The 13,879-nt window shown below is 41.2% G+C and carries 6 protein-coding genes; all 6 read right to left on the reverse strand.

The window, feature by feature from the left end:
- The coding region (locus ABJN95_RS01080; protein ID WP_348368136.1) for a hypothetical protein at nucleotides 1–2,403 on the reverse strand (2,403 nt) is incomplete at its 3' end.
- 472 nt (nucleotides 2,404–2,875) lie between these two features.
- Nucleotides 2,876–6,361, reverse strand: a complete 3,486-nt coding sequence (locus tag ABJN95_RS01085) for an FG-GAP-like repeat-containing protein (protein ID WP_348368137.1) — start codon at nucleotides 6,359–6,361, stop codon at nucleotides 2,876–2,878.
- A 210-nt stretch (nucleotides 6,362–6,571) separates the two neighbouring features.
- Nucleotides 6,572–10,213: a Calx-beta domain-containing protein gene (locus ABJN95_RS01090; protein WP_348368138.1), complete on the reverse strand. Its 3,642-nt coding sequence runs from the start codon at nucleotides 10,211–10,213 to the stop codon at nucleotides 6,572–6,574.
- A 227-nt stretch (nucleotides 10,214–10,440) separates the two neighbouring features.
- Nucleotides 10,441–12,402 (reverse strand): OmpA family protein, encoded by a 1,962-nt coding sequence (locus ABJN95_RS01095; RefSeq protein ID WP_348368140.1) that lies wholly within the window; start codon nucleotides 12,400–12,402, stop codon nucleotides 10,441–10,443.
- 12 nt (nucleotides 12,403–12,414) lie between these two features.
- Nucleotides 12,415–13,371: a type IX secretion system membrane protein PorP/SprF gene (locus ABJN95_RS01100; protein ID WP_348368141.1), complete on the reverse strand. Its 957-nt coding sequence runs from the start codon at nucleotides 13,369–13,371 to the stop codon at nucleotides 12,415–12,417.
- A gap of 13 nt (nucleotides 13,372–13,384) precedes the next feature.
- The coding region (locus ABJN95_RS01105) for a gliding motility-associated C-terminal domain-containing protein (protein WP_348368142.1) at nucleotides 13,385–13,879 on the reverse strand (495 nt) is incomplete at its 5' end.

Here is a 13,879-nt window from a genome sequence, read left to right on the forward strand (position 1 = left end):
ACTGCCGGCTGCCAATTCAGCCAAAGCGCCTTCTACTTCCGTAGCCGTGAAATTACCACCTGCATCGGCGATAGTTACTTCTGCTGCAGTTTGATCATCGGTACCAACTAGACTTGATAGATCTACAGTTTCATTCGATCCACCTTCAATACCAATCGTAAGATCAGTTCCTGAAAGGCCTGAACCACTAATATTTTGATCATCAGTACCTACTAGGCTTGAAAGATCTACGGTCTCGTTAGATCCCCCTTCGATACCAATCGTAAGATCAGTTCCTGAAAGACCGGAGCCACTGATGTTTTGATCGTCAGTGCTGCCGGCTGCTAATTCAGCCAAAGCACCTTCTACTTCTGTAGCCGTGAAATTACCACCTGCATCAGCGATAGTTACTTCTGCCGCAGTTTGGTCGTCTGTACCTACTAAACTTGAAAGGTCTACGGTCTCGTTAGATCCACCTTCAATACCAATCGTAAGATCTGTACCTGAAAGGCCTGAACCACTAATATTTTGATCATCGGTGCCAACTAGGCTTGAAAGGTCTACAGTCTCATTCGTTCCACCTTCGATACCGATCGTAAGATCAGTTCCTGAAAGTCCAGAGCCACTTATATTTTGATCGTCAGTACTGCCGGCTGCTAATTCAGCCAATGCGCCTTCTACTTCGGTAGCGGTGAAATTACCACCTGCATCGGCGATAGTTACTTCTGCTGCTGTTTGATCATCTGTGCCCAGTGAAGCAATAGGAACTGAAAGTGTTCCTCCACTGTCGGTAATCTCAAGATTAGCGCCGTTAACTGCAAAACCTGTATTTCGTTCATTGGTAGGGTCGGGGTCCAAATCTGGACTTGCATTTCCACCGACCTGTTGCCAAGCCGCTCCATCCCAAACGTATAATTGCCCTGCGGCGTCATCGACATAAGTAACACCCGTATTAGTTGGGGTTACAACTGGAGCACCAGTACCAACAAGAGTTAGCTCATTTGTTAAATCAAAATCTGCATCTCTATTATCAATGGTTACATCAGTACCATCGTTATTCGTAAAGGTATATGTACCATTCCCATTATCTGTTATATCTGATTTAGCAACCGTGGTGGTTCCTCCAGCTTCATTGGTAAATGTCACATTGCCATCACCTACATCACTAATGGCAGTAATTGTCTCATCAATTTCTGTTGCAGCACCTGATGCATCGGTTATGGTTGCTATTCTATTTCCAGCTATAACATTGGTAATAGCAATCCCATTTGTATTTATAATTACATCGGTACCATCATTATTCGTAAATGTATAAGTTCCATCACCGTTATCTCTTATATCGGATTTGAATACCGTAGTAGTTCCTCCGGCCTCATTGGCAAAGGTTACTCTTCCATCACCATTATCTACAATAGAGGTAATGGTTTCCTGGATTGAAATCGTACCGCCATCTTCTTGATTGTACACACCGATCTCGTTACCTGTAGCAGATACACCAGTGATGCTTGTAATGGTTTCATCAATGTCTGTAGCTGCACCAGAAGCATCGGTTAATGTTGCTATACGGTTACCCGCCACAACATTGGTAATGGCCAAGCCATTGGTATTGACCGTTACATCGGTACCGTCATTGTTTGTGAACGTATAGGTTCCATCGCCATTGTCGGTAATATCAGATTTTGCTACGGTTGTTGTGCCGCCAGCTTCGTTATTGAAAGTTACAAAGCCATCATTATTATCAACTATTGAAGTAATGGTTTCGTTGATATCAGTTGCAGCACCAGAGGCATCGGTTACCGTTGCTATACGGTTACCCGCTACAACATTGGTAATGGCTATGCCATTAGTGTTTATCGTTATATCTGTACCATCATTATTGGTAAAGGTATAGGTTCCGTCTCCGTTATCGGTAATATCCGATTTTGATACCGTAGCAATAGCACCTGCTTCGTTGGTAAAGGTCACATTACCGTCGTTGTTATCTATTATCGAAGTAATTGTCTCGTTAATTGTGACTAAATCTCCATTTTCATTCTCATATACTCCAATCGCATTTCCAACCGCTGCGGCTCCCGTAATGGTCGTAATAGTCTCCGCTGGTAGGATTACTGTAATTGGTGCTCCACCATTTTCTAATTCCAAAGTAAGTCCGCGGGTAGCGGCATTGTAGCTAAAATCTAATACCTGTTGATCATCGGAAGAGGTCAGTTCCCAAGAATCTCCATCCCAAAAATAGATTGTTCCTGTATTGGTGTTAACATAGATATCGCCGGTATCGGCCCCTCCAGGGGTTACCATACCAGGAGCCGTAACCGCGGTTCCGCTGAGGACCTCGCAATTGCATTGATCTTGCAACGTCACCGTAGTTTGGGCGAGTGCAAATCCGGATATCAGAAAAATCAGTGCTACAATTATTTTCTTCATGACCATTACTTTACTTAGAACTTTATTGTCTACTTATTTTTTGCATTATTATGTTTCGATACAATCACAAAGACTATATTGAAAATGGACTAAGCTGAATAGTTAACGGAAACTGTGTTCGCTAAGGAACAATTACCATGGAGAAGAGAATGCCTATGCATTCTAATTGCCATTTTGTTTTCTGGTTGAAAACTTTGGTTGAGTTCGGTTAAGTTATTCATACTTTGGGTTGCACTTTAACCACATTTGGTGAAATGGTTTAATTGCACTTTACAAAATTAACTTTATGTGTACCATTGAGAAATAATTGTTGTGTAACCGTTAAAATGCAATGTATACGTCACAAATGTTGAGGTTTTTAAAGGTTTCATTGGTCGATTAGCCATTGTATATCAATACTTTGAGACTGCTTTTATGTAGGAAAAATCTTTTCAAAACAAGGGTTTAAATAGAAAAAATAAAAGCTGAAAAATTAGTTCTTTTTCGCTCTATATGTAATTCTACGATTGGTGATTACAGTTGATACTCCCATGGTCAAAATTGCAACGTTAGATACTTCATTTGTACATACATAGGTAGAATTTGACACAACAACTCGGTATTGATTTCCGTCGTCAGATGGGGAAGCATTTGTAATACTAAGAGTGGCTGTTGCGGTTCCGGAATGGATACCAGAATCTGTTAAATCTATCCAAATTGAACCATTAAAAAACTGCCATTGATAGACATCTGCATTACTAGCTGTAACTGAAAATGTTCCATCACAGCCTGGGCAAACGATTAAATCAACGGGTTGTGCACTTATTGACGGAGCTGTTCCGGCTTCACGAAAGTCAAAAATAGTATTAGAATCGGCATCCGCTGGAAGGGTATAACCATCGCTACCAGAAGTTACTAAACCATCTACATCACTAGTTATAGGATTTGGCCCTAAATACCCATCGTTATTGTCATCAGTATACCCAGCTTCATCAACGTCGTTGCATCCATCGGCGTCGGCATCTAATTCAATTGCATCTCTAATTCCATCACTATCAGCATCTTGCACAGTATAATTTACGTTACCACTATCTTCTTGACCCGAAGCCTGTACACTGTCGGCAACCCCATCAAGGGCCACACTACCGGTCAAAACACCACTTGTATGAGCCACATCATGACCGGCTTCTACAACATCGTAGATTCCGTCATTATCACTGTCTAAATCCAAATCGTCATCAACGCCATCACCGTCGGTATCAATGCCGGCAGTCCAGATAATGGCATTTACCAAAAGATCTTCGCCAGCGGTATTGAATCCACCACTATTGTTCGTATGTGGCACAATGGCCCTTCTACCAGGAGCTGTGCCTGTTTCCATAGCTTCACCAGGTTCCCACACGGCAATGGAAACGGAATTATTTGGGTGTCGGCCTAAGACGGTACCCGATGTCAAGCTATTTGCATAAAAAGCGCCATCACCAATATCATAGTTTCCTAAGGCCAATCCTGAAGTTATGGGATGGGTACTATCAACAATGTTTACAAGATTTGTATTACTTGACCCCCCCGTGACACCGCCGAGTATTTCATCGTGTAAGGCATTCTCACTTGTAATAACACCCTTAGTGGTAGTTGTCAAATTGGCGACATTGGCAAAAGCGTCGCCACTGAAAACATCCTCATACACGAAGGTTACCGCATAATTATCGGCATTTCCACCTACATTATCATCTACAACTGTGACCGAATATCCAAGGGCTATTAATTTGTCTATAGTGTTTTGTTCTTCAGTACCAGGAGTGCCATTGGTTACCCATAAAACCGAACGGGGGCTTTCAATCGAATCTAGAATACCATCGTTATCGTCGTCCTCGTCACATACATCATTAATACCATCTCCATCTGAATCTAAGCCAGCTGGATCTGCACAAGGTTCATAAACCGTAACGGTTGCCGTATCACTTAGGCCCAAGGCAGGACAAATAGAGATGGTGGAATCGGTTATGGTATAGTCAAAAGTAGTTCCAGGAAACAGGGTACCTGCGCTATAGGTATAGGTAACCAAACCAGCATCTGCATCATCAATTACTACCGATCCAACAGCGGGTTGAACAACACTATCTATGAAAAAGTTTTCGCCATCAGGTTCGGAGTCGTTGTCAAAGAGATTTATTTGCACCGAAACAGTATTTCCAACCGGAACCACCACCAAATCATCTACAGCATCTGGAGGGTTTAAGTTTTCAACAATCTCGGCGTCGGTGGTTGAAAGATCATAATGATTTGTTCCAGGTATGGTATTGGGTGTTGCCACAATAGTAGCTACTAATCTAGAAAAACCACTCGGATCGGAAGCATCATAAAAATTAGGGTATCGCACTTCAATAATGTAGGTTTCACTCTCGCCCAAAGGAAGCCCAAAATGTACCTCTTGCGGACTTTGGGTACCATGACCGTATACCCCATTTACCTGTCTAAGACCACTAACGATATTGCCGGCACAGTCTCTAATAAGTACATTAGTTCCAATTGCTACCCGTTCTGGAAATCCTCCAGTGCTACCGTTCGCGCCTCGATCTTCTGAAACATCGATCAATAAATGATTATTTCTATTTGCAGCGGGAAGATTATTAATAAACAATTGATTTCCAGAACTATGGCTTATGTTCATATAGATGTCTAAATCTCCGTCGTCGTCAATGTCGATCATGGTGGTACCCTCTCCATTTCGTGTATTAAAAGTCTCGGCGTCTAAAGTAAAAGTAAGCGCCGTGCCACTTCCAACTACCCCTGGAGCTGGGGTAGGGCTGTTGAGTTGGTTGATATAAAGGTAGCTACGACTGTCTCCTACGAACAGAATATCGATATCTCCGTCGTTGTCAATATCTCCCCCAGCGAGTGCATCAATGTCATTTGAAGAACTGCCAGAATCTGTATTCGAGGGTTGTGGTAATCCAGGGAAAGTGGCTGCACCCAGAGCTGTCCAAACTCCGGCACCATCATTTCTAAAAATTTGGTTGAGGCCATTCTCTGTCCATACTGCATCCAAATCGCCATCATTGTCCAAATCCCATAATCCATTACCTCCTTTGTTTCCATTCTCTGCTTGTGCAAGATCTGAACCATTGGTAAACGTACCGCCTTGATTCAGGAAAAAGTCATTTTCATCGCGTTTTCTCATAAAAATATCTACCCAACCATCATCGTTCACATCTGCCGCTGAACCATAATCACCATCTGTAGCAAATTGATTTAATCCAAATTGCACATTCGGACTGCCATTAGCTGTTGTAATATGCGTGAAAAGCGAGGCAGGCGCAGGGTTGACTACGGTATGTGTGACATGATCGATATAATTATTGCGCAAAAGTTCTATACCATAATTATGACTATCAAAAAATATATCGAGATCACCATCGCCTTCAAAATCAAAGAAGCCTGTACCTTCTGTGTTTAATGGGTTTATGGTGATGGTGGCACTACTATTTTCACCCACTGTCAATGGAGTAGTACCGCCAATACCGTCTCCAAAAGTACCATCGGCGTTCTGTATGAATATTTGAATGGCTACCACAGCACTGCTTGTACCTGAAGAGTTGATCATAAAATCTGGGCGGCCATCACTATTCACATCACCCCAAGCTGCTTGTCGTTCTGCTCTGTCTCCTAACATGCCTGGAGCCAACGTAGCCTGCACATTTGTAAAGGTACCTGCAGGAGATTGTCTCATCAAAAAGCTCTTTACACCGCTACTGCTATTATTCTCTAAAACAAGAACATCTAACAATCCGTCACCGTCGAAATCAGCCCATGCGTGTCCACCGTCTTTGTTCTGGCCCAAATTGAGGCCATAAGATGCGGCGCTTTCGGTAAAAGTGGTCTGAGCAGAAACCGTGATGGTAACCGACATCATAATATACAAGAGTATCTGACCTAAGCTGTTCTGGGGGAACCACATTGGTTTGATAACATTCATCTTAAAAGACTTAACACAGGTAAGTAAATAAAACCGCCCCCGGTATAATTGTAAGGCAAGGTATCAGATATGCCTATGGTGTTAAAAAAAATGTTGTGTAGTGAGATATTTACAACATCTAACAACAAAAAGTTGAGGTTTTAAAAAGAATTACTCGATATTAAGTCGCTAATTAACAGTGACTTACATCGAAAAAATGTAAGAATATACTTAATCTTTTCGTACGCGATAGGTGATTCTACGATTGGTAATAATCGTATAAATCTTTAATGTACTGAAGGGTGAAAACTCGGATGTTGAATTTGCAATAGTTGCAGTGGCGGTAAGGTCATCACCTGCAATAACCCCTGGTGCAACCGCAAAAGTAAAAGTAAATCTGTTGGTATTATCCGTATTGCTATCCTCATCGGTATATGCAGAGGTATTTGAATTGGTGTCAGATCCACTACCTTCAACTTCTGACCCTAAAAACACTTGGCCTTCTCCGTAATCGACCGTTAGGCCCAATTGGTTATCTCCTAAGCTTGCTGTGCCCTGATTCACATCGGTGAGGAAGAACTCAATGGTAGCGCCAGGTCTCGACCAACCAGAAACAACAATATTGGAGCCCGATTTATACGCCGACTCAATGATCGGAAAATTAATAGCGCCATTCGGACCATTATCCGAATCTCCTGTATCGTTCAGTGTAACTCCATCGCCGATATCATCTGAAAGGTCAAGATCTATACCTAAGGCATCTGCGGTAGTACCATTCGCGTATATCGAATTTTGCGAAATAAGATTACCTGAAGTATTTCCACCGGCTAACACAATTCCTGGGCCTCCGTTTGAAGCGATGACATTATTTGAAATAGACGAATTGCTACCATCTAATAAAATTCCCGCATTCTCAACATTTCCGCTACAAGCACCACCATCTTGACCAGAACCCGTAATCGTATTTTCAGATATGATAACGCTTCCAGAAATACCATCACCATCTATTCCAAGTGAAGAGGCATTTTCAATTAGATTCTGCTGAATTTGAATTCCTGATCCTCCCTCAACCAGAATATTATCGGCACATGCGTCATCACCATTCGTGGTGATATGATTATTTTGGATGACTGTAGAGGTTCCACCATTAATATGCACGCCTTCATCTGTATTAGTAGCAATATAATTCCCGTCAATAGTAACTGTGCCGTTAATCACTTCGACCCCGTTATCAATACCTCCTCCATTGACTCCCAATGCCGTTACACCTAATATATTATTGGAAACCGTTACAGATCCACCATCAATTCTAACTCCAGCATTATTACCTCCGTAAATAGACAAGTTGCGAATTACAGTACCATTACCTTGGGCCCTGAAAACATCTCCGTTATTTTTATGAATTTGGATCTCGGGGAGTTCATAATCTGGAAGTAATGTAGCGGATGTACCTACTGCACTGCCTCCCGAGCCTACAGTTCCTAAATTTGTGTCTCCTGAATAGGCAGTCTGCGTTCTACCATCAATGATTGTATTCGTACCATCAATGGTCGTTAAAGGACTTCCATTTGATATCAAAATATCAAAATAACCTCCGGCAAAATTAGCATCTGCTGTTCTTCCCATAGGATCAGATGTAGGAGGAATCATAAAGATTGATGTATCAGCACCAGGTGCTGGGTTAAAAATACTATTAGCCACTATATCCATACTAGAAGCATCAAGAGCATTGGCATTTACAATAAATTGTTCTAGCGACCCTTGACCATTCTCATTGGTGTTAACGATGGTATTAAAGTTAAACCCGAAGTCCATTCCAACTACACCTTCACTCAAAATGGTCATAGTGGAGATAGATTGTGCACCAGTTAAGGTGCCTGCAAGAGGATCTACCCCAGAAGGGTTTTCCCCACCCACAGTATTCGTGTCGGGGGTTAACGTACTGGCGGCATAGTCTGTTTTAAATGTCTGTATAGGTAAACAGCTAGTACAAGCCGTACCACCAGCTCTGGTAGATCTTACCGTATTGTTCACTACACGTATGCTATAAGATCCGTTGGCCATACCACCAAATACATATTCCCCAGAGGCATCAGTTGTTGCAGTCTGCACCAAACTACCACCAGAATCATATAATTCTATATCTACATTGGGAATTGGTACGCCTGAAGAAGTTGCCAAGTCTCTGCCTGCTCCACCTCCATAGTTGATATCTTCAAACACGGTGCCTGTTACCAAGTTTGAAGGTACTTTCAAAACAACTGCATTTAATAATACAAAATCTTGACCTGATTCAACCCTTGTGGTGGCGGTAGACTCTCCGGGTGATATATAGGGAGATACATCATAGGTGTCTAAATCTACACCATAAGATGTTGTGATATTCACTGTTGTGCCCCCGGTATTATCGAAAATAGTAGAGTTAAAAGGGTTAGGACTACCTGCGGTATTGTCACCGTCTCCAACCAAATCATTCGTACCGGAACCTGTCGTAAACTCCAGTGCTTCATTGTTATTTAAGGTTTGGTCGCCTTCCCAAGAAAGAACTGTGGTTTTTGATCCAGAGGCCCCGATTGCATAAAACCCATCCAAAGTATAGGTCGATGATGTGTTACTTTCACCATGAAAACCTTGATATACATTCACGGTTGATGCGGGTAAACTTGCATCTTCATAGAAGACCATCAAGCTCCAACCACCTAAAACCGTAGCTGAACTACAATAGGTAGCAGAAGTGTCAATGGTAAGTCCTGAAAAATCAAAAGTATTAGTGGTAGGATTAGCAATTCCCGCTACAATGCTGGTGACATCACTTACACCACCATAAAATATTCTTCCGCCTGATAATGAGGTAGTATACATCAAATCCGCATTCACCGTATTGCCTTCAAAAGTTACTTGCGAGTCTGGAGTTGCACTCGAATGTGCCCAGTATAGAAATGCCCTATCAATTGTCGCCGTAGCGGGAATAGCAGAAGTTAAAGTACCGCTTGAAGTTGTCGTTATCGAACATGCATCGGTGTTATTGTCTTGGGTCCGTAGTGTACCTCCTGTAGAGGTATAGCTAATATATCCGTCAAGTTCATGAGTCAGCACCAAGTTTGGATTGTTCAAGATGACCTCATCATCATCTATGGTACCTGTGGCGGTATCAGAAAAATCTACCGCAGGGTCAGAACTAGCCGAAAATTCAATCGTAAAGGTTTCTGACACCTCGTAGGAAGTGTCATCTGTAATTGAAACAATAATGGTATCTGAGTCTCCCAAGGTACCGTCAAAGTTCAACGTACCATTTACAATTCCTGTAAAATCACTACCCGCTGTGGCCGATCCATCTACAGTGCTATAAGTTACGGTAAATGGCCCCGAAGCTGCTGCCTCCGTATGATTTACAGTAAACGTCATAGTGCCAGCATCCTCGTCTACATTCACATCACTTATTTCCAAGGTCGGGGTTGGGGGTAAAATATCGAAGGATACGTCGAGTAAAGTACCACCTCCTAAATCGGAATTTACAATCAAAACACCATCCTGATATACACGGACATAGGAAGTACCGTTCCAACCATCTCCCCATGTATCCTGCAAACGAATATCATAATTTGTTCCATATGGAACACCTGTATATGTTGCGGGACTACCAATATTATTGTACGCAGTATTCGAAGCGCCGTTGAAGCAATCTGCGGGATTACAAATGGAAGCTCCTATTTGTACGTTGGAAGGATCTCTAAAAGTCACTCTATTTTCAGATGACCATGCACCCCAACTCACTTCAATAGTTATAGTGGCCTGAGCAAAAGAAATCGTACCTACAAATAAGAAAAATGCAAGCGCAAAAAATTGCCTAATGTTTGGTTTAGTTGGTAACATTTGGGGTACTTTAATCCTGTACTGATCAAAAATAAGTCGAATTAAGGCCCCAACCTAAGATATGTTGTGTACCGTTCTTATATAGTCATGAATGAATAAAAAACAGCTGTGAACCGGAAGCAAATGACTCTAAAAGCCCTGAAACGGAAACAAGGCCAAATAGTGCAAAAAAAGTAGACCTATCGAACAACTACTATTTAACTTCTATTGAAAATGATCTTAAGCAGCTACTCGAGAATAATAAACTCAGACCTTCGATTCAGTTCGTGGTCTGCGGCAACACATTTTACTCCGTTCGCACATTGGTTTATTAACTTGGTTTCACCAAAACCTTCCCCTTGAAGACGTTCTTTGGCTATACCTTTTGAAATCATATAATTCACGGTGGATTCTGCTCTTTTCTGAGAGAGCCATAAATTATACGAGTCTCGTCCTCTACTATCGGTATGTGAATTTACTTTTATCTTAAGACTCGGATATTTCTCCATCGCAGCGATAACTTTCTCCACTTCCAATTCAGAATCTTTGCGGATATTGTATTTGTCGAAGTCAAAGTATATGGTACTTAGCTGTAATAATTTAGCCAAATCATCACCAAAACCTGCAGTTACTTGATCTCGCTCAAGATAGAAATCTATAATCTTTGGTTTTGCATCTGACTTTTCTAAGTACTCTTCTGAGGGTACATATCCTTGTGTAAGGGCCCTTACGAAATTGCCCTTATAACAGTCTACTGTTAAGGAGTAGTTGCCATCAGAATCGGTGATTGTAGACAATATTTCTTCGTTATTTTCATCAATTACCTTTACGGTGGCACCCACCAAAACTTCATTCGAAATTCTATCGCGTACCGTACCCGTAATCTCCTGTTCACATTCCAATTGTAATGGAATGGTCTCAACAAGGGCGTAAATATCATCAGCGCCTTGACCATCAGCCCGGTTTGAAGCGAAATATCCCTTTCTTGACTCTTCGTTGAAAATAAAGGTAAAATCGTCCATTTGGCTATTTACTGGCTCGCCAACATTCACAATGGCACTGTCATACTTGTCATTCTTAATATTTGTCGCAAATACATCCAATCCTCCTAAACCTGGATGACCATCAGAAGACATGTATAATACATCTTCGCTTGATACGAATGGGAAGGTTTCTCTAGCCTCAGTATTTATGTTATTCCCTAAATTCACCGGGGTGCCAAAACCACCGTTTTCCTCAATAGCGACCTTAAAAATATCGGACTCTCCTAAGGTTCCCTTCATGTCGGAGGCAAAATAGAGCGTTTTCTCATCTTTGCTTAAAGCAGGGTGGGCTACCGAATGTGCATCGCTATTGAAAGGTAATTCTTGAATATTTGACCAAACACCATCTTGAAGTGTCGCCTTAAAAATCTTCAATCGAATTACACCCTCTTCATCTTTCACATATTTACCTTCGACAATATTGTTTCTTGTAAAGTAAAGCGTACTACCATCTTTTGTAGTAATTGAAGTTGACTCATGAAGTCTTGTATTCAGGTTGTCTCCAAGTTTTGTTACCGAGTTCCTCGATATGCTATCAACATCAACCTTATATAAGTCTAAGAAGTCTTTTGAGTTCCAAGTATGGCGATAACGCGCTAAATTTCCAGTATCTCTATCGGAAGAGAAAATAACGCCTTCCTTATAAAACGAAGGGGCAAAATCGGAGTAAGGCGAATTGTATGCAAATGGAGACAATTCGTATCTCCCTGAATTTTTCTTAATATCTGCTAGATAATCTTTTTCAACTTCAAAAGCCTTTGCTCTAACATCTTCAGATGTCATTTCAATGAACTTAGACATTGTTGCATTCGCATTCTCATAATCTCCTAAACTTTTTAAAGTTTGAGAGTATCTAAAAAAGTATTCAGGAGCTACATCAGAAGGGTACTCGTCGACCAGCCTTTTATAAATTTGGGAGGCTTCCTCGTAGTTCGCATTAAAATAATAAGAATTCCCTAGTTTTTTTAATAAGTCTGCTGAGGTATAACCCTTATCAAGAATTCTTTTATAAATGTCGATTGCCGGACTAAAAGAATAGTTCTGGTATTTCTCATTTGCTTTTGTGACCAAGCGTTCTTCCTTTGATAATTTGTCATCCTGGGCGCGACCTGAAAATCCTAAGAAAAAAATGAGGAGGCTTAGTGATAGAAGTGTTCTTTTTGTCATGGTTAGCAGTTTTTAAAAGAAACGAGGTGATACCAACTTTTGGAAAGACTTTACGAGTTCGTATCTTAGGAATACTTCAAACGATCCGTCATTAAATTGCGCGCCTCCTAAGTCTGTGGTTTCCCGATCATACGCTAAGCCAAGCATCAATTGATCTGTTATCTGAAACCCAACCAATCCACTTAAGGCCGCATCCCATCTATAGGCAGCTCCAAAGGAGAATTTATCATTGAACAGGAAACTTGCAGAAGCATCTATTTGGAGCGGTGCACCGCCAACCACTTTGGTCAACAAGGCTGGTTTGAACTTTAAATTTCCACTCAAATCAAATACATAGCCTGTGATAAAATAGAAATTGATTCTTTCTTTAGACAGAAACTGTACTGAATTTGCTGCGGTTTGCGAATTGTCAAAATGCTCAGTCTGCAATAAATTTGGAGCTGATAAACCTGCATAAAACTTATTGGTATGATAATAAATTCCCAATCCAACATTAGGTGAAAATCGATTTTCTATGTTGTCAACATTTACCGGTTCAACATCAAAATTTCTCAATGCATTAAAATCCAGGTTTAGAATATTTCCACCAGCTTTAAGCCCAAAGGAAAGTTTTCCATCTAAGGATACATCTATGGTATATGAAAGAACTGCATCTAGATAAGTTTCAGAAACAACACCATCTCCAATATTGTCTTGAACAACCGACACCCCATATCCTAGTCTACTATTTCTAATGGGGGAATGCAAATTTAGGGTAAAGGTTTCGGGTGCACCATCTAAACCTACCCATTGCGAACGGTATAAGGCCGCCGCACTAAATTGACCACGTGATCCAGCATATGCCGGGTTAACACTTAAGGTGTTGAACATGTACTGCGTATACTGGGCGTCTTGCTGAGCGCTTATATTGCCAATAGTTGAGATGAAAACTAGAAATACAAGAGGTACTAGGTTCTTCTTTAAAGTCATGTTTGTGTTCGCGTTATTTGCTTATATAAAGATACTCGCTATCGGTCTTGCTTTCTCCGTCTATAGTGGTATAATCAAAGATATAAAAATATATTCCAGATGGAAGATAGTTGTCGACGCTAAGCGTAGATCTCCCTTTAGATCTTCCGTCAAATACGTTGTTCTGGTTGTTGTAATTTTCACCTTCGTAAACCGCTACTCCCCATCTGTTAAAAATTCGCAAGGTACTACGCTGTACTTTATCTAAACCTCTAATGAACAAAAAGTCATTCTTACCGTCTCCATTTGGTGTAACCATCTGATTAACCTCAATAGGAAAGTCTGGCGTATCATCGATAGGGTCTAAATAGTTAGGGGTTCCATCACTATCGGTATCATCGTTGGTCGGGTCACCATCGCCATCTATATCTTCATCGATAGTGTTGATTTCGTCACCGTCATCGTCAATATCTCTGTAGTTCACATCTTCGGTACCATCGGTATCTGGTAAGTCGTTTGCAGGGTCATC

This window comes from Maribacter sp., assembly GCF_039974175.1.
Lineage (GTDB): Bacteria > Bacteroidota > Bacteroidia > Flavobacteriales > Flavobacteriaceae > Maribacter_C.

Coding starts and splice junctions, on each gene's coding strand:
- ABJN95_RS01085 (WP_348368137.1), bottom strand. CDS start 6,361: ATGAATGTTATCAAACCAATGTGGTTCCCCCAGAACAGCTTAGGTCAG.
- ABJN95_RS01090 (WP_348368138.1), bottom strand. CDS start 10,213: ATGTTACCAACTAAACCAAACATTAGGCAATTTTTTGCGCTTGCATTT.
- ABJN95_RS01095 (WP_348368140.1), bottom strand. CDS start 12,402: ATGACAAAAAGAACACTTCTATCACTAAGCCTCCTCATTTTTTTCTTA.
- ABJN95_RS01100 (WP_348368141.1), bottom strand. CDS start 13,371: ATGACTTTAAAGAAGAACCTAGTACCTCTTGTATTTCTAGTTTTCATC.